This window comes from Streptomyces sp. NPDC093252 (genome assembly GCF_040683675.1).
In the GTDB taxonomy this organism is placed as follows: domain Bacteria; phylum Actinomycetota; class Actinomycetes; order Streptomycetales; family Streptomycetaceae; genus Streptomyces.
Map to the genome: position 1 here is coordinate 434,151 of NZ_JBFBEM010000003.1, position 16,742 is coordinate 450,892.

At 74.1% G+C, this 16,742-nt stretch carries 14 protein-coding genes; 7 read left to right on the forward strand and 7 right to left on the reverse strand.

Going from position 1 to position 16,742, the window contains the following annotated elements:
* The first annotated feature begins 237 nt into the window (after positions 1-237).
* The 4 genes from AB0O01_RS07975 to AB0O01_RS07990 all read left to right on the forward strand — a co-directional run bounded on the left by AB0O01_RS07975 (position 238) and on the right by AB0O01_RS07990 (position 3,797).
* The gene (locus AB0O01_RS07975) at positions 238-1,629 is read left to right on the forward strand and encodes an MFS transporter (protein WP_365311607.1); all 1,392 of its coding nucleotides are present in this window, start codon (positions 238-240) and stop codon (positions 1,627-1,629) included.
* A gap of 89 nt (positions 1,630-1,718) precedes the next feature.
* Positions 1,719-2,192 carry a DUF2771 domain-containing protein gene (locus tag AB0O01_RS07980; protein WP_365311608.1) on the forward strand — a complete coding sequence of 158 codons (474 nt, stop codon included), beginning with the start codon at positions 1,719-1,721 and terminating at the stop codon, positions 2,190-2,192.
* 29 nt (positions 2,193-2,221) lie between these two features.
* Entirely contained in the window at positions 2,222-2,959 is a 738-nt protein-coding gene (locus AB0O01_RS07985) for a futalosine hydrolase (RefSeq protein WP_365311609.1), read from the forward strand.
* A complete protein-coding gene (locus AB0O01_RS07990; protein ID WP_365311610.1) occupies positions 2,928-3,797 on the forward strand; it encodes a 1,4-dihydroxy-6-naphthoate synthase in 870 nt (289 codons plus the stop codon). The genes AB0O01_RS07985 and AB0O01_RS07990 overlap by 32 nt, the downstream gene beginning before the upstream one ends.
* Positions 3,798-3,878: 81 nt before the next feature.
* Here the strand turns inward: AB0O01_RS07990 and AB0O01_RS07995 are convergent, their stop codons facing one another.
* A complete protein-coding gene (locus AB0O01_RS07995; protein WP_355734324.1) occupies positions 3,879-4,262 on the reverse strand; it encodes a cold-shock protein in 384 nt (127 codons plus the stop codon).
* 174 nt (positions 4,263-4,436) lie between these two features.
* Between AB0O01_RS07995 and AB0O01_RS08000 the strand changes: the two genes are divergently transcribed.
* On the forward strand, positions 4,437-4,712 hold the full coding sequence (locus tag AB0O01_RS08000; RefSeq protein ID WP_365311611.1) for a hypothetical protein: 276 nt from the start codon (positions 4,437-4,439) through the stop codon (positions 4,710-4,712).
* On the opposite strand, the gene AB0O01_RS08005 is transcribed toward AB0O01_RS08000, so the two are convergent.
* From AB0O01_RS08005 to AB0O01_RS08015, 3 genes are read right to left on the reverse strand one after another with little or no spacing between them, the layout of a single operon-like run.
* Positions 4,664-5,323: a haloacid dehalogenase-like hydrolase gene (locus tag AB0O01_RS08005; protein WP_365311612.1), complete on the reverse strand. Its 660-nt coding sequence runs from the start codon at positions 5,321-5,323 to the stop codon at positions 4,664-4,666. The genes AB0O01_RS08000 and AB0O01_RS08005 overlap by 49 nt on opposite strands.
* Before the next feature lie 43 nt (positions 5,324-5,366).
* Positions 5,367-6,374, reverse strand: coding sequence for a hypothetical protein (locus AB0O01_RS08010; RefSeq protein WP_365311613.1), 1,008 nt, complete (start codon positions 6,372-6,374; stop codon positions 5,367-5,369).
* Positions 6,375-6,402: 28 nt separating this feature from the next.
* Positions 6,403-8,028 carry a substrate-binding domain-containing protein gene (locus tag AB0O01_RS08015; protein ID WP_365311614.1) on the reverse strand — a complete coding sequence of 542 codons (1,626 nt, stop codon included), beginning with the start codon at positions 8,026-8,028 and terminating at the stop codon, positions 6,403-6,405.
* Between the two features lie 324 nt (positions 8,029-8,352).
* Here AB0O01_RS08015 and AB0O01_RS08020 point away from each other — a divergent pair, with 324 nt between their 5' ends.
* Positions 8,353-11,055 carry a helicase C-terminal domain-containing protein gene (locus AB0O01_RS08020; protein WP_365311615.1) on the forward strand — a complete coding sequence of 901 codons (2,703 nt, stop codon included), beginning with the start codon at positions 8,353-8,355 and terminating at the stop codon, positions 11,053-11,055.
* Positions 11,056-11,255: 200 nt separating this feature from the next.
* Complete coding sequence (locus AB0O01_RS08025; protein WP_365311616.1) at positions 11,256-11,504, forward strand: hypothetical protein; 249 nt, start codon at positions 11,256-11,258, stop codon at positions 11,502-11,504.
* Here AB0O01_RS08025 and istB read toward each other — a convergent pair.
* From istB to AB0O01_RS08040, 3 genes are all read right to left on the reverse strand, one after another.
* Complete coding sequence (istB, locus tag AB0O01_RS08030) at positions 11,488-12,801, reverse strand: IS21-like element helper ATPase IstB (protein ID WP_365311617.1); 1,314 nt, start codon at positions 12,799-12,801, stop codon at positions 11,488-11,490. The genes AB0O01_RS08025 and istB overlap by 17 nt on opposite strands.
* 103 nt (positions 12,802-12,904) lie before the next feature.
* Positions 12,905-14,245, reverse strand: coding sequence for a metallophosphoesterase (locus AB0O01_RS08035; RefSeq protein ID WP_365311618.1), 1,341 nt, complete (start codon positions 14,243-14,245; stop codon positions 12,905-12,907).
* 116 nt (positions 14,246-14,361) lie between these two features.
* The gene (locus AB0O01_RS08040; protein WP_365311619.1) at positions 14,362-16,596 is read right to left on the reverse strand and encodes an MMPL family transporter; all 2,235 of its coding nucleotides are present in this window, start codon (positions 16,594-16,596) and stop codon (positions 14,362-14,364) included.
* Positions 16,597-16,742 lie beyond the last annotated feature (146 nt).

A 16,742-nucleotide genomic window follows, 5' to 3' on the forward strand; every position in this document is an offset into this window, starting at 1 on the left:
GTGCGGGGCTCGGGTTCCCCGCCGGAAGCACGCCCGGGTTCCCGCCGGACGGATCCCGGGTTCCCGCCGGCCGGGTCCTGGGTTCCCCGCCGGAGGCGCGCCCCGGGGTCCCCGCCCGAAGCACGCCCGGGTTCCCCGCCGGACGGGTCCCGGGGCCCCCGCCGGAGGCGTGCCCCCGGGGCCTGGAAAACACCCGGCTCCGGCGATTCCGCCTACCGGGCGATATCTCGGGGCACTATGAACGGCGTGGCAGCCGCGGGCAGGCGTGGGCGTGGGGCGGGTCGGGCGGGTGAGGCCGTCCGGGCGGTCGGGCGTGCCCTGCGGTCGCCGTTCTCCGGGACGGCCCGGGGGATCCGGAAGGCCACCCACGCGCACGGGGCCGGTGAGTCCGGGCTCGGCAAGCTGATCGAGCTGCACGCGGTGAACGGCGCCGGTGATGTGATGATCACCGTCGCCCTCGCCTCCACCGTCTTCTTCTCCGTCCCCACCGACGAGGCCCGCGGCCGGGTCGCCCTCTATCTCGCCATCACCATGGCGCCCTTCGCACTGCTCGCCCCCGTGATCGGGCCGCTCCTGGACCTGGTGCCGCACGGGCGGCGGCTCGCCATGGGGTGCGCCATGCTGGCCCGCGCGCTGCTCGCGCTGGTGCTGTCGGCCGCCGTGGTCAGCGGCGGGATCGAGCTGTACCCGGCCGCGCTCGGGGTGCTGGTCGCCTCCAAGGCGTACGGGGTGGTGCGCAGCGCGGTCGTGCCGCGGCTGCTGCCGCCCCGGTTCTCGCTGGTCAAGGCGAACTCCCGGGTGACACTCGGCGGGCTGCTCGCCACCGGGGTCGCCGCGCCCGTCGCCGCCGGGCTCCAGTTCATCGGGCCGCGCTGGCCGCTGTACGGGGCGTTCGTCATCTTCGTCGCCGGGATGTTCCTGTCCTTCTCGCTGCCGCCGAAGGTGGACTCCGCGAAGGGGGAGGACACGGCGCTGCTCGCCGCCGATCCCGACCATCTGCACGGACCGCACCGCAAGCCGATAAGGCGGCCGGGGCTGCGGACCGTCGGGACCGCCGTCACCCACGCCCTCGGGGCGAACGCCGCCCTGCGCTGTCTGTCCGGGTTCCTGATCTTCTTCCTGGCGTTCCTGCTGCGCGAGCATCCGCTGACCGGGCAGAGCGCGGCCGTCTCGCTCGGCACGGTCGCGGTCGCCGCGGGCGCGGGCAACGCCTGCGGTACGGCGGTGGGGGCGTGGCTGCGGGCCCGCGCGCCCGAGATCATCATCGTGACGGTGGTGGCGTTCGTGCTGGGCGCGGCGATCGTCGCGGCGGTGTTCTTCGGGGCGTTCCTGGTGGCCTGTCTGGCGGCGGCGGCCGGGTTCGCGCAGGCGCTGGCCAAGCTGTCGCTGGACGCGCTGATCCAGCGGGACGTCCCGGAGCAGGTGCGGACCTCGGCGTTCGCCCGCTCCGAGACGCTGCTCCAGATGGCGTGGGTGGTGGGCGGCGCGATCGGGATCGTGCTGCCGCTGAACGGGCCGTTCGGGCTGTCGGTGGCCGCCGTGATCGTCGCCGCCGGGTGGCTGAGCACCGTACGGGGGCTGCTGGGGTCGGCGCGGCGCGGGGGGCGGGCGCGGCCGAGGGTGGCGTGAGGGCCATCGGCTGACGGCCGGTTCACGTACCCCGCATGGCCCCCACCCCGCATGACCGGCGGGGCCCGTGTGCCCGATAACCTTCCGCCATGACCACCATGCAATCCCGTGTGCGACGCCGCCGCGCCGTCGCCACCGCCGGCGCCGTCTCCGCCGGACTGCTCGCCCTGTCCGCCTGTGAGAAGCCGACGCCGATGGCGACGATCACGGTGGGCACGAACTCCGTCAGCTCCGAGGCGAACTGCTACAACGACGGCAAGGCGCTGTCCACCGCCGAGCTGACCGCGTGCCTGCGGGACACGGACATCAAGACGATCTCGGTGGACCCGGACGAGACCGTCCGCTTCGGAGTCGACCCGGACATCGCGGACAAGGGCTGGACCATTCTGATGAACGGCCAGCCGCTGACCGAGTCCTCCACCAAGACCTACCGGACCATCCCGGGCAGCGTCTTCTTCAACGCCCAGTACGGGGCCAGCGGCAACACCACCACGGTGTCCGTCAAGGAGGGCGAGACCGAGAACATCGGGCTGTGGTCCTTCAAGCTGGAGAAGGACGCCTGATCCCGGCCGCGTCCGGATCGGCACCCGCCATGCTCCGCGTACTCGTCGCCACCGCCGTCCCGGCCGAACGGGACGCGGTGGCGCGCGCCTTCCCGGGCCCTCCGCCTCCGCAGGAGGGCGCGCTGCCCGGCGGCACCGCGCTGGTCCGCACCTCGGGGCCCGATCTGCTCGCCGCCGGGGTCGGGCCCGCCCTCGCCGCCGCCTCCACCGCCACCGCGCTCACCGCCGCCGCCCTCGCCGGGGCGCCCTACGGGCTGGTGATCAGCGCCGGGATCGCCGGTGGTTTCGCGCCCCGCGCGCCGCTCGGCGCCCTGGTCGTCGCCGATGCCGTCACCGCCGCCGATCTGGGCGCCGAGACACCCGAGGGATTCGTACCGGTCACGGAGCTGGGCTTCGGAACCGTCACCCACCGGCCGCCCGCCGCCCTGGTCGCGTCCGTGGCGCTCGCCACCGGCGCCCTGCCGGGGACCGTGCTGACCGTCTCGACCGTCACCGGCAGCGCCGCCCGCGCCGCCGCGCTGCGGGCCGCGCACCCGGAGGCGCTGGCCGAGGCGATGGAGGGGTTCGGGGTCGCCGAGGCCGCCGCCGCCCACGGGGTGCCGGTGCTGGAGCTGCGGGCGGTGTCCAATGCCGTGGGTCCGCGCGACCGGGCCGCCTGGCGCATTCCCGACGCCCTCGCCACCCTGACGCAGGGGTTCGGGAAGCTCCCGCCCGCCCTGGAGAGTTGGAAGCGACATGACGACACCCGAGTCCCCGACGTCCCCTGATCCGGTGCGGATCGCCTACTCCCCCTGCCCCAACGACACCTTCGTCTTCGACGCCCTCGCCCACGGCCGTCTCCCGGGCGCCCCCGCCCTGGACGTGACCTTCGCGGACATCGACCTCACCAACGGCATGGCCGAGCGCGGTGAGCTGGATGTGCTGAAGGTGTCGTACGCGGTGCTGCCCCATGTGCTCGATGAGTACGCGCTGCTGCCGTGCGGTGGGGCGCTGGGGCGCGGCTGCGGGCCGCTGGTGCTGGCGCGGGAGGAGGGGACGGAGCTGACCGGGCGGACGGTCGCCGTGCCGAGCGAGCGGTCGACGGCGTATCTGCTCTTCCGGCTGTGGGCGGCGGAGGTGCTGCCGGGCGGGGTCGGCGAGATCGTGGTGCTGCCGTTCCACGAGATCATGCCCGCCGTGCGGGACGGGACGGTGGACGCCGGTCTGGTGATCCACGAGGCCCGCTTCACCTACCGGAACTACGGGCTGTACAAACTGGCCGACCTGGGCGAGCACTGGGAGCACACCACCGGGCTGCCGATCCCGCTGGGCGCGATCATCGCCCGCCGGTCGCTGGGCGCGGAGCGGCTCACCGCGCTGGCCGACGCGATCCGGCGCTCGGTGCGGGCCGCGTGGGAGGACCCCGAGGCGTCCCGGCCGTATGTCCGCGAACACGCCCAGGAAATGGACCCGTCGGTCGCCGACCAGCACATCGGGCTGTACGTCAACGAATTCACCGCCGACCTCAGGGCGGACGGGTATGCGGCGGTCCGCGGTCTGCTCACCCGCGCGGCGGCCGAGGGACTGCTTCCGCCCCTCGGCCCCCACGCGCTGGATTTCCCGTGAGAAGTCCCGCGACGACCCGCGAAGTCCCGCGACATCCTGAGAGGTCGCGGGAATGCGTGGGAAACGGGATGGCCGGTACCGCTATACGTCGAGCTGGTCGGCGACCGCGCGCAGCAGCCCGGCGACCTGCTTGCCCGCCGTCTTGTCGGGGTAGCGGCCCCGCTCCAGGGTCTGGGTGACGTTCTCCAGCAGGGTCGTCAGGTCCTGGACGATGGAGGCCAGCTCGTCGGGCTTTTTGCGCTGGGCGGCGGCGACCGACGGTGTCGGGTCCAGCAGCACCACCGAAAGGGCCTGGTCACCGCGCTGTCCGGCGACGACTCCGAACTCGACGCGCTGTCCCGGCTTGAGTGTCTCGACTCCGTCGGGGAGAACCGAGGAATGGACGAAGACGTCACCGCCGTCGTCGCGGGAGAGAAAGCCGAAGCCCTTCTCGCTGTTGAACCACTTGACCTTGCCGGTAGGCACGTCTGTCCTCGTCCTCGTACTCGTCGGAAAACTGCTTCGGAAACCGCTCTTGACAGCACTGGGGCGGGTCGACCGTGACCCGCCGCTACCAAGCGCTACCAAGGCTAATGGTCTTGGGGCGGGTGACAAGACGTCGCCCGGTTGTTCCTTTGCGCTGGGAACTACCCTGGTCGGGTGCGTGACAAAACCCAAACGAATTCCGCCGCGCCCGGTGACCGGCTGATCAGGGCCGGTGCCGCGGTGTTCCTCGTCGGTACGGTGGCCACGGTGGTCACGGTGACCCCGCTGTTCCTCGGGACGACTCCTTTTCCGACCTACATGTTCCTGCTGAGCATGCTGATGGGTGTCGGATTCCTGATCGCCGGGGTGGGGGTGTTGCAGTCGGTGGCGGCCGGGCGGCGTCAGGCGCGGGCCTCGGTCGCGTCCTCGCCGGGGGCGCCGTCGAGGTAGTCCGAAAGCCATCCGGGGAACTCGGTCAGATCGCGCAGGACGACATCCGCGCCCGCCTGCCGCAGTTCCCCGGCCGTGCACGGCCCGGTCGGCACGGTGACCGAGAGGGCGCCCGCGGCCCGCGCGCCCCGGACGTCCCCGAGGTGGTCGCCGACGTAGACGGCGGCGCCGTGCTCGCGCAGGGCCGCCGCCTTGGCCTCGGCCCACAGATCGCCGACCACCGCGTCCGGCTCGATGCCCAGGTGCGCCAGGTGCAGCTTCGCGTTGGGCTCGTACTTGGCGGTGACGACGAGCGCCCGCCCGCCGGCCGCCCGGACCGCCGCCACCGCGGCGTGCGCGCCGGGCATGGCCGGGGTCGCGGCGATGGCGACGCCCGGGTACATCTGCCGGTACAGGTCCGCCACGGCCGGGACGCGCTCGGCCGGGAACCAGTTGATCAGCTCCTCCTCCAGCGGCGGCCCGAGCCGGGTGATCGCCAGATCGGCGTCGATGAACGCCCCCGTCCGCTCCGCCAGCGCCCGGTAGCAGGCGTGGATGCCGGGCCGGGAGTCGATGAGTGTCATGTCGAGGTCGAATCCGACGGTGGGGGGCGCGGAGGCGGCGTGTGTCATGGGTCCATTGTGGGTGGCCACCCTCAGCGGCCGGAGGGGGATCTCAGCGGTCGCGCTGGGAGCGCCAGAGCAGGAAGACCGCCGACGCGACGGCCGCCCCCCTCAGGACCCAGGGCCAGGTCTCGCCCAGCGCGTCCTGCATCCGCCCCTCGGCGATGGGGTCGCCCCAGCGGCCCTCGGTGCGGCCCCAGAGCCACACCACCCCGGCGGTGACGGCGAGCGCGGGCAGCACCATCACCGCCCACTTGGTCTCGGCGGGGGTCAGCCGGCGCGAGGCCCAGGCGATGAGCCAGCCGACGGCGAGCGCGAGCAGGTTCCCGAGGACCGCGCCCGCGACCAGCAGGGCGGCGGCGATCAGCAGCAGCGGGTTGCGCCAGGAGCGGCGGACGCCGGTGGGGAGGCGGAGCAGACGGCGGGAGCGGCGGGGTTCGCCCTCGCCCTCGTCTCCGGCGTCCGGCTCGGGCTCGTCCTCCTCCGTCTCCGCCTCCGCTGCCGGCTCCCCCGGCTTCGTGCGGCGCGGGGGCGGTTTGAGGAGTTCGGGGATCTCCACGCCGCCGATGAAGCCGGGGACCTCGTCGCCGGGGCCGAAGGCGGTGCTGTCGGTGCGCCACCAGTCGGGCTGGGTCGCGGGGTCGCCCAGTTCGTGGGCGGGGGCGAGATGGGGGGCGGAGGGTTCGAAGGGCGGGCCCGGGTCGGGCTCGGGGGCGGGGTCGGCCGTACGGGGCCGGGGGATCATGCGGCGCAGCCGGCCGGGGCGGGCCGGGGGCGTCTCGTCCTCGCGCTGGAGAGGGACCGCGGCGCTCGGGGTGTCGGGGACGACCGCGCCGCCACCGGCCCTGGTGACGATCTCGTCCGGGGTGCCGAGCCGGGTCAGGATGCGGCGCACGGCTGCGGGGCTGTCCACGGGGACCCTGGCCCGCCGCCGGTCGATCTCGTCGCGCAACTGGCTGACCAGCCGCATCCGGGCCGACGACGGCAGTTGGCGCTGCTGCGCCACATCGCCGACCCGGCTCAGATACTCGTAGACGACCTGGTCGCTCTCGATCCCCACGGGACGACGGTAGCGCAGGGGGGCGGGGTCAGATCGGGCTGCATTCGTCCGCGTTCCGGGTTTCGGAGCAGAGGCCGTGGCCGCGGTCCTCCAGGATGTCCCGGCCGCTCTGCTGGGTGAGGAAGGTGAGGAAGGCGGCGGCGACGGAGCCGGGGGGCGGGTCGCCGAAGGTGTAGGCGAACTCGGTCTGCCAGAAGGGGTAGCCGTCGTCGCCGACCTGGTCGGCCCGCGCGGGCCGGTCGTCGAGGGTGATCTGCCGCAGGGGTGCCGCCGCCGAGCCGTCGACGGCATGGGCCTCGCTGTAGCCGATGGCGCCCGGGGTGTCGCCGACCGCGCGGAGCATGGCGTCGGTGTCGCCGACCTCGCAGACGCCGAAGGAGCCGTCGTGGAGGGCGGCGCAGTCGCGCTCGGTGAACTGGGGCGGCTGGTTCCCGTCGAGGACCTTGTCGACGAGGGTGGCGCGGGTGCCGGAGCGGGCGTCGCGGTTGACGAGGTGGACGGCCGCGTCGGCGCCGCCGACCTCGGCCCAGTTGGTGATCTCACCGGCGAAGATCCGGCGGAGCTGACCCGTGGTCAGCCGGTCCACTCCGGTGTCCTTGTTGACGACGACGGCGAACACGAGGAAGGCGACGGGGTGTGCCCGCAGTCCCTGGCGGTTCTCGTCGGCCTTGCCGTCGGTGAAGGCGAGATGGTCGCCGAGGCCGCCCGCGCCGACCCGGATCCCGGCGTCCTCGGCGGCGGCGACCAGGTCGCCGATGCCCTCGGTGCTGCCCTCGAAGATGTCGCCGTCCAGGTCGATGGCCAGGCCCGACCCCTCGCACCGCTCGACCAGGTCCTCGGCGGCGGCCCGCACGGCGGGGGCGAAGGCGCTGGAGCCATGGAGCCTCAGCTCGCCCCCGACGCAGTCCAGGGGCGGGCGCGGCCCGTTGGGGACGAGGACCAGGACCGCCTGCGCGACGACCGCCGCGGCCAGCACCCAGATGCCGTACCAGGCGGGGCGGGAGGCGAAGACATGGCTCTCGGTGCGGGTCAGCTTCAGCCGCAGGAAGCGGGTCAGGGGGTCGAACCAGCGGGTGCCGCTGCCGACCGCGCCGAGGAAGACCGGGTCGGGGAAGGGGCCGGTGCCGGGGTCGTCGGGCCGGCGTTCGAGGACCACCAGCACCTTGTACTCGGCGCCGCGCGGCAGGGTGGCCTTGGGCAGCCGGATGACGCCGGAGCCGTCGTTGTTGTCGAAGCGGAAGCCGGGGGTGGCGACGGTCTGCCCGGTCTCGTCCACCTCGGAGAAGAACTCGCCCAGTTCGGCCTGGCTCAGCTCGGTGACGACCATGGCGGCGACCTGGCGCTCCCGGAAGGTGACCTTGACGCCGTGCTCGACATGGGCGGGCGCGAGATAGTCGGCGGCCTCGATCTGGGCGGATCCGGCGTTCTCGATGCGCAGCAGCACGAAGGAGGGGTCCTTGAGGCGGTGGCCGTCGCGTTCGAGACCGCGCAGCACCTCGGCGTGCTGGGACTGGATGGCGTCGGCGGCCAGGGTGTCCATCTGTACCCGGTAGCCGAGCCGCTTGCGGCCGACGACGAAGAACTCCCACAGGAACGCCGCGACCGGAACGGCGAGCGAGAGCACGGCGATCCACCGCTCCACCTGATCATTCACCGGATGTCCCCCTGATCCGTCGGCCGACCCCCGGTCACCGTTGACCGGGGGTCAAGGGTGACCGGGGGCGGGCGGGATGTGACCCGGGTCACGGCATTTCGCCCGGTGCTGTTTGCCCCCGGGCCATCTCGGCAACGTCCCGTTCGCCGGACGGACCCCCGGACCCCCGGACCCCGGCCCTCCGGACCCCCCGGGCCCCCGGGCCCCCGGGCCCGCGGGTGGCGGCCACCGCCCGGCACTCCGGCGCACGGGCCGTGCGGGCGCCGCGCACACCTCACGCCGACGGCGGGCGGGCTGTCACACCGACCCGCTACCGTGGAGCGGATGAGCGACGAGAAGCCGGCGGCAGCCCCGCGCTCCCTCGCGGAAGCGCTCCGCGCCAGGGACGACGCCTCACTGGCCGCGCTGCTGCGCAGCCGCCCGGATCTCATCACCCCGGTGCCGACCGATCTGACCCAGCTCGCCACCCGCGCGGCCACCCGCGCCTCGGTGCTGCGCGCCCTGGAGCGCCTGGACCGGTTCGCCCAGCAGACCGCCCAGGCCCTCGCCGTCGCCCCGGACCCGGCGTCGTACGGCGAGCTGCTCGCGCTGCTGGCCGGGGACGAGGGCGACGCGGCGGTCGCGGGCGCGCTGCCGGGGGCCGTGGGAACCCTGCGCGAACAGGCCCTCGTGTGGGGCGGTGACGACCGGCTGCGGCTGGTGCGCACCGCCCAGGAGCTGCTGGCGCCCTCCCCGCAGCACCCGTCGCCGACCGGTCTGGGGCCGACCGTGCGGGAGGCGGCGGCCGGGATGTCGCCGGGGCGGGTCCAGGAGATCGTGACGGCGGCCGGGCTGCCGGGCACCCATGACGCGGTGTCGGCGGCGGCCTCGCTCAGCGCGCTGTTCAGCGACCGGGCGCACCTGTCGGCGCTGCTGGCGAAGGCCCCGGCGGAGTCCCTGGAGGCGCTCGCCCGGCTGGTCTGGGGGCCGCCGTACGGGCAGGTCACGGCGGATCCGGCGCCCCGGCTGCGGTGGCTGCTGGACCGGGGGCTGCTGCTGCCGACCGCGCCGGGGACGGTCGTCCTGCCCCGCGAGGTGGCCCTGCATCTGCGCGACGGACGGGCGCACCGCACGCCGGAGCCGCTGCCCCCGGCGCTGGTCCCGGCCGCCGTCCACGCGCCCCGGGTGGTGGACGCGACCGCGGCCGGCCAGGCGTACACGGCACTGGCGACGGTCGAGGAGCTGCTGGGCGACTGGGACGAGGGCGGCCCGGCCGTCCTGCGCGCGGGCGGCCTGAGCGTCCGCGATCTGAAGCGTACGGCGGTGGCGCTGGACGTGGCGGAGCCGGTCGCCGCGTTCTGGGTGGAGCTGGCCCTCGCCGCCGGGCTGATCGCCTCGGACGGCGAGGCCGACGAGCGGTTCGCGGCGACCCCGTTCCACGACCAGTGGCGCGAGCGTCCGGCCGCGGAGCGCTGGGCGGGGCTCGCGGGGGCCTGGCTGACGGCGACCCGTACCGCGGGGCTGGTCGGCGGGCGGGACGGCAAGGACCGCACGCTGGCGGCGCTCGGTCCGGGCCTGGACCGCTCCGCGGCCCCCGAGGTGCGGCACCGGGTGCTGACCCTGCTGGCCGAGCTGCCGCCGGGCGGCGCCCCGGCCCCGGAGACGGTCCTCGACCGCCTGCGCTGGGAGCGCCCGGCGCGCCGCGAGGACGACCTGCGCGCCCGCCTGGCCCGCTGGACCCTGACGGAGGCGGAACTCCTGGGGGTGACCGGCCGGGGGGCGCTGTCGGGGCACGGGAGGGCGTTGCTGGGGGTCGCGGGGATCACGGGGGCTGCGGGGGCTGCGGGGGCGGTGGAGGGGGATGCCGGGGGCGGCGGCACGGCGGAGACGGCGGCGCCGGGTACCGCCGAACCGGTCGGCGGCCCGTCCCTCACCCTTCCCTCCGCCACCGCCCCCTCCGCCACCGCTCCCTCCCCCTCCAGCCCTTCCGCCGACGGCCCCGCCGCCGCTGGTGACAAGCTCCCCGTCCACCATCACACCCCCCTCCACCGCCTCCCCCACCCCGAGCCGCTCTCCGCCGCCGAGCAGGCCGTGGCGTGCGCGGCGGCGGCCGGGCTGCTGGCGCCGCAGTTGCCCGAGCCGCTGGACCACGTCCTGCTCCAGGCCGACCTGACGGCCGTCGCCCCCGGCCCGCTGCGGCGTCCGCTGGCCGAGGTGCTGGGCGTGATCGCGGACGTCGAGTCCAAGGGCGGGGCGACGGTGTACCGGTTCACCCCGGCGTCGGTGCGGCGGGGCCTCGACGCCGGGCAGACCGCCACCGAGCTGCACACCTTCCTCGCCGCGCACTCGCGCACCCCGGTGCCGCAGCCGCTGGCGTACCTCATCGACGACGTGGCCCGGCGGCACGGGCATCTCCGGGTGGGCGCCGCCTCCGCCTACGTCCGCTGCGACGACGACACGGTGCTCGGCGAGATCCTCGCCGACAAGCGGTCCGCCGGGCTGCGGCTGCGGCGGCTCGCACCGACCGTGCTGGCCGCGCAGACCGACCCGGGCACGCTGCTGGAGGGGCTGCGGGCGATGGGCTTCGCCCCGGCCGCCGAGTCCGCCGAGGGGGACGTGGTGATCACCCGGGCGCTGGCCCACCGCACCCCGCCGCGCGCCGCGCCGGAACCGGTGCCGGACGGTCCCCCGCCGCCGGACGCCGTGCTGCTGACGGCCGCGATCCGGGCGATCCGGGCGGGCGACCTCGCCGCGACCGCCCCGCGCAGACCGGCGGCCACCCCGGAGCCGGGCGCCGGGCACCTGCCGCGCACGGAGCCCGCGGACACCCTGGCCGCGGTGCAGGCCGCCGTACTGACCGGGCAGCGGCTGTGGATCGGGTATGTCAACGCCGAGGGCGCGGCCAGTCAGCGGGTGATCGCCCCGGTGCGGGTCGAGGGCGGTTTCGTGACGGCGTACGACCACACCGCGGACGAGGTCCGCACCTATCCGCTGCACCGGATCACCGGGGTGGCGGAGCTGGCGGACGGACCCCCCGACCCCGCCTGACGGGCGGGGCGGAGCGGGGGCCTCACCCGGCCGGGTGTACGCGGCGTTCCATGCGCGCCACGCCGGGCGCTTCCCACCCATGGGGGAGCTTGCCCGGCGTGCCGTGTCCGGGGCGGGGGGCGGGGGCAGTCACGGGGTGTCGTGCTGTCTCTCCCCCGTCAGCCGGGCCGCAGCCCCCTCCGGAAGGAATCCCGACGCCCATGCCCGACAAGCGCTCCACCCTCGCCGTCTCGCTCGCCGCGCTGATCTCCGTCGCCGCGCTGCTCGCCGCCCTCGCCCCGGAGGCCGGTGCGGCCCCCCGGGCGTCCCCGGCCCGGTCGGCCCCGGCCGCCGCCCCCCACAACCCGCCCGTCCTGCCCCTGCCGGAGCAGTTGATCGGGGAGGGGGTGACGATCGAGGGGCCGCTGCTCCAGAACATCGCCCTGCCCTCGCTCACACCCCTGCTGTGAGGCGTCGGGTGCGGTAGCTGTCCCCGTCGAGCCGGACGATCTCGGCGTGGTGGGCCAGCCGGTCCGCCATCGCCGCCGCGGCCGGGCCGCCGAAGATCTCGTCCCAGCGGTCCGGCGGGCGGTCGCCGGTGACGACGATCGAGCCGCGCCGGTAGCGGTGGGCGACCAACTGGAAGAAGAGCCCGGTGGTCTCGGCGTCGAAGGGCAGATAGCCGACCTCGTCGAGGATCAGCAGCCCGTAGCCGTCGAGTTCGGCCAGTTCCCGGTCCAGTCGCCCGGCCGAGCGCGCCGCGGAGAGCCGTACGGCCCATTCGGCGGCGGTGGCGAAGCGGACCCGGTGGCCCGCCTCGCAGGCCCGGATGCCCAGGCCGACGGCGAGATGGGTCTTGCCGGTGCCGGGCGGGCCGGTGAGGACGGCGTTCTGGCGGGCGATCAGGAAGTCCAGCTTGCCGAGCCGGGCGACGGTCTCCCGGTCGTAGCGCCGGGGGTGGTCGGCGTCGAAGTGCTCCAGCGGGGTCCGGGCGGGGAAACCGGCCTCGGCGATCCGGGACTCGGCGCCGGGCTCGCCCGTGCGGGGCGCCGGGATCGCGGCCAGGGGGCCGCCGGGTGCCGGGCCGGGGTCCGGCGTGTCGGGGAAGGACGGTCCGTCGTGGTCCCCGGGCCGGGGACCGGCCTCCCGGTGCTGCTGGTGGTGCTGGTGCTGGTGCTGGATCTCGCTGTGGATCTGGTCCGCGCGCGCCGACATCGGCCCCGACATATAGGCGAGGATCGCCGCCGACAGGATGAACGCCATGTGGATCACCGTCCCCCACAGCAGCGAGTGGCGTGAGGTGCCGTGCACGTCCACGAACATCTGGAGCAGATGCACCGAGGAGATCCCGACGATCGCGGTGGCCAGCTTGACCTTGAGGACGTTCGGGTTGACGTGCGAGAGCCATTCCGGCTGGTCCCGGTGGCCCTGGAGGCCGATGCGGGAGACGAAGGTCTCGTAGCCGCCGACGATCACCATGATCAGCAGATTGGCGATCATCACCACATCCACTAATTTCAGGACGGCGAGCATCACATAGGTCTCGGTGGCCCGTCCTCCCACACAGGTGAGGATCAGTTTCCACAGTTCGTAGAAGAACTTGTAGACGTACACCCCCTGCACCGCCACCAGGCCGAAGTAGAGCGGCGCCTGGAGCCAGCGGGTGGCGAACAGGGCCAGTCCCAGGGTCCGGGGCGGCGGTGACGAGGTGGGGGCGTAGGGGCCGGAGGGGACGGGGGGCGGGGTTGTGGGGGAGAAGTGCTGCACACCGCCTGATTCTCCGGACCCCACCGCCGTCCGGCTCAACTCCGGCCACCCTCAGGACTGAATAGACATCCCGTACTAAGGGTGACCATGTGAGAGTTTATTGTCACGTTCCGTGCAGTTCGATGACGCTGATGTCCGGCGCGGCACCGACCCTGAGCGGTGGACCGAACGTTCCGACCCCCTTCGTGACATAGAGCTGGGTGTCCCCGACCCTGCCGAGGCCGGACAGCACCGGGTTGGACAGGGCGGCGATGGCGTTCAGCGGGAACATCTGGCCGCCGTGGGTGTGCCCGGAGAGCTGGAGGTCCACCCCGTGGTCGGACGCCTGCTCGGCGAGGACGGGCTGGTGGGCGAGGAGGACCACGGCGCGGTCGGCGTCGCGGCCCGCCAGGGCGCGGGTGAAGTCGGGGCCGCGGTCGTGCTCCTCGCCGGTGACGTCCTCCACCCCCGCCAGATCGAGAAGACCGCCGTTGTGATGGATCTCGACCCGTTCGTTGAGCAGCGGGCGCACCCCGAGATCGCGCAGTTCCTCCACCCAGCCCTGGACGTCGTCGTAGAAGTACTCGTGGTTGCCGGTGGCGAAGAAGGTGCCGTGGCGGGACTCCAGGGACCGGAACGGGGTGATGGCGTGGCCGAGCTGGGCGCTGGTGCCGTCCGCGAGGTCGCCGACGATCGCCACGAGGTCGGGCTCCAGTCGGTTGATCAGCCGGACGACCCGCTCGGTGTGGGAACGGCCCAGGATCGGGCCGAGATGGAGATCGCTGATGGTGGCGATGCGCAGCCCGGTCACCCGGGGGTCGAGCCGGGGCAGCCGGACCGGGACGCGTTTGATCACCGGGTCGCCGAGGGCGCTGCTCATCCCGTATCCGGTGGTGGCGAGCGCCGCCGTGCCGACCGCGGCGCCCACGGTCCGGCCGAGGAACAGCCGGCGGTCCATGGTGGCGACGGGCCGGATCGTGGGGCGGCCCCGGGTGATCCGGACCCGCCGGGTGCTCTCCGTGCCGTCGGGGGTGCCGGAGGTGTCGTCGAGGGGGTCGGTGCCCGCTCCGGCGGGGACGGCCCCACCCGTCCCCGCCGGCACCATGGTGTCCACCGGCACCATGGCGTTCACGGCCCCCTGGGCGGCCCGCTCGGCGGCGCGGATCCGCCGTACCGCGAGGGCACGCGGGATCTCCGCGAGGGCGAGGCCGGTCAGGAGGTAGAGGATGACGCCGATCAGGATGTAGCCGGGCCAGGCCAGCCAGCGCCCGTTCTCCGGCCCCAGATAGGGCATCAGGATGCGGGTCGCGGGGGCGACGGCCGCGGAGATCACGATGGCGACCGTGCCCCAGCGGCGGCCGGTGCCGCCCGGCCGGGTGGTGTCACGGACCAGCCGTACCCACAGATAGAAGTGGAAGAGGGCGGAGCCCGCGACCATGGCCGCGTAGAGGCCGATACCCAGCATGGAAGATCTGCTTTCCGTGTTCTGTGTGAGGTGCTACGTGTTGTCGTCGCTCGGATCTGGACGGGGCACCGCCCGCCGGGGCGGCCCGTGCGGGCCGGTCCCGGCGGGCGGTGGCGTCAGTCCGCGATGCCGAAGCGGTCGTGGAGGCGGCGCAGGGGCGACGGGGCCCACCAGTTGGCGCGGCCAGCCAGGCGCATCAGGACCGGGACCAGCACCGCGCGGATCAGGGTGGCGTCCACCAGGATGACCACGACCATGCCGAGGCCGAGCATCTTGAGGTAGACGATGCCGGAGGAGGCGTATGTCGCGAAGGACGCGGCCAGGATCACGGCGGCGGCGGTGATCAGCGGGCCGCTGCGCTCCAGGCCGGTGGCGACGGCCGCCGCGTTGTCGCCGGTGCGGTCGTACTCCTCCTTGATCCGGGACAGCATGAACACCTCGTAGTCCATGGACAGTCCGAAGGCCGTGCAGAACATCAGGATCGGGATGGACGGCTCCAGGCTGCCGGTGGCGGTGAAGCCGAGCGCGGAGGAGAGATTGCCGTCCTGGAACACCCAGACCAGCGCGCCGAACATGACGGCCATGGAGAGGGTGTTGAGGATCATCGCCTTGGCCGGCAGCAGCAGGCTTCCGGTCATCAGGAACAGGATCACAAAGGTGACCAGCAGGATCAGCCCGAAGACCAGCGGCAGCCGGTCGACCAGGACGGTGCGGAAGTCGGCGAGTTCGGCCGGGTAGCCGCCGATCTCCACGTCCGTGGCTCCTTCGCCGCCCCCGGCGAAGGAGGTGCGGACATCGGCGATCACCGCGTCCGGGTCGTCGGCGAGCGCGTCCTGTTCGGCGATGACGGAGAACCAGGTGGCGTCGGAGCCCTCGAACCGCGCGGAGGACTCGCCGGGTTCGAGGATGCGCTGCCCCTCGGCGTAGGAGCCGGTGAGCGCGTCGACCTGGGCGATCCCGTCGAGGCGGGACAGCTCCTGGGCCCTGGACTCGATGCCGGTGCGGTCGGTGAGGCCGGGGGTGAGGACCTGGAGGGCGTCCATCTCCTCGGCGGTGAAGTTCGCCCGGATCTGGTCCTGCACGACCCGGCTGGAGACCTCGGCGGGCAGCACCCGGTCGTCGGGGGTGCCGAAGTTGACGCCCAGGGCGGGCGCGGCGAGGGCGAGCAGGACGCCGAGCGCCGGGATGCCGTAGACCAGCGGGCGGCGCATCATCCGCAGGGCGGTGGTGTGCCACCAGCCGTCACCGCCGCGCTCACCGGCGCGGGCGGGCTTCTTGCGCTGGATGCGGTGGCCGAGCCGGGCGAGGGCGGCGGGCAGGATCACCACGGCGGCGAACACCGAGGTGAGGACGACGGCGATCCCGGAGTAGGCGAAGGAGCGCAGGAACGGGAACGGGAAGAGCAGCAGGCAGGCCAGGGAGACGATGACGGTCAGACCGGAGAAGGCGACCGTGCGGCCGGCCCGGCCCACCGCCTGCCGGACGGCCTCGGGGACCTCGCGCCCGTCGGCCAGTTCCTCGCGGAAGCGGCTGATGATGAACAGGGAGTAGTCGACGCCGAGGCCGATGCCCATGACCAGGGTGAGGTTGGCGGCGAAGGTGGAGACATCGGTGAGGCTGGTCAGCAGCCGCATCAGGGCCAGCGTCATGATCACCGAGAACAGGCCCATGCCGAGGGTCAGCAGGGCGGCGTTGAAGCGCCGGTAGATGACCGCGAGCAGCAGCAGGACCAGCGGGAAGACGATCAGTTCCGCGCGCAGGAAGTCGGTGCGGGCCTGCTCGGCGGCCTGCCGGAACACCTCGTCACCGCCGCCGACCTGCACCCGGACGGTGTCGCCGTCCCGGTCGAAGTCCGGGGAGAACTCGGCGAGGTTGGTCCGGGCCTCGGTGACCGTGCCCGCCATCCGGGCGATGACCAGGGCCTGTTCGCCGTTCTCGGAGCGCATCACCGGGGAACCGCCGCGCGACCAGTACGAGGCGGTCTCGGCGACGCCCTCCTGGGCGGCCAGCTCGCGCTCCAGCTCGCGGCCGGCGTCCGCGACGGCGGCCGAGTCGACATCGCCGCCGTCCTTGGCGGTGATCAGCAGGAGCACGCTGGGGGTCCCGGTGCCGAACTCCCGTTCCAGGGCGGCGCGGGTGTCCAGGGACTCGGAACCCGGGCTCTCGAACCGGCTGAGCACCAGCCGGTCCATCGCCCCGGCCGCGAGGGCCAGCCCGATGACGGTGAGCAGCACGCTCAGCCAGATCACCAGGCGCGGGCGGCGGGCGGTGGCGGCACCGAGCCGGTGCAGGGCGGTATCGCCGCCGGGCGGTGCCGCCGTGTTCCGGGAGGGGGTGGAGGTGGAGGCCACAGTTGTCTTCCTTAGGTCGGTGAACGCCTGCCCGGGGCCGTTCGTCGGTGGGCGGTCGTTCGTGGGGGTGGGCTTGTGGGGAGCGGGAGTGGGTGGGGAGGGGACGGAGGTCGTGGGGGGTACGGGTCGCGGGCCGGGTCCGTGGG

What these genes read in the sequence shown, in the direction of transcription:
- AB0O01_RS08025 (WP_365311616.1), top strand. Translation starts at nt 11,256, where the DNA reads ATGCCCGACAAGCGCTCCACCCTCGCCGTCTCGCTCGCCGCGCTGATC.
- AB0O01_RS08005 (WP_365311612.1), bottom strand. Translation starts at nt 5,323, where the DNA reads ATGACACACGCCGCCTCCGCGCCCCCCACCGTCGGATTCGACCTCGAC.
- AB0O01_RS07975 (WP_365311607.1), top strand. Translation starts at nt 238, where the DNA reads ATGAACGGCGTGGCAGCCGCGGGCAGGCGTGGGCGTGGGGCGGGTCGG.
- AB0O01_RS07980 (WP_365311608.1), top strand. Translation starts at nt 1,719, where the DNA reads ATGACCACCATGCAATCCCGTGTGCGACGCCGCCGCGCCGTCGCCACC.
- AB0O01_RS08035 (WP_365311618.1), bottom strand. Translation starts at nt 14,245, where the DNA reads ATGCTGGGTATCGGCCTCTACGCGGCCATGGTCGCGGGCTCCGCCCTC.
- AB0O01_RS08020 (WP_365311615.1), top strand. Translation starts at nt 8,353, where the DNA reads ATGAGCGACGAGAAGCCGGCGGCAGCCCCGCGCTCCCTCGCGGAAGCG.
- AB0O01_RS07990 (WP_365311610.1), top strand. Translation starts at nt 2,928, where the DNA reads ATGACGACACCCGAGTCCCCGACGTCCCCTGATCCGGTGCGGATCGCC.
- AB0O01_RS07985 (WP_365311609.1), top strand. Translation starts at nt 2,222, where the DNA reads ATGCTCCGCGTACTCGTCGCCACCGCCGTCCCGGCCGAACGGGACGCG.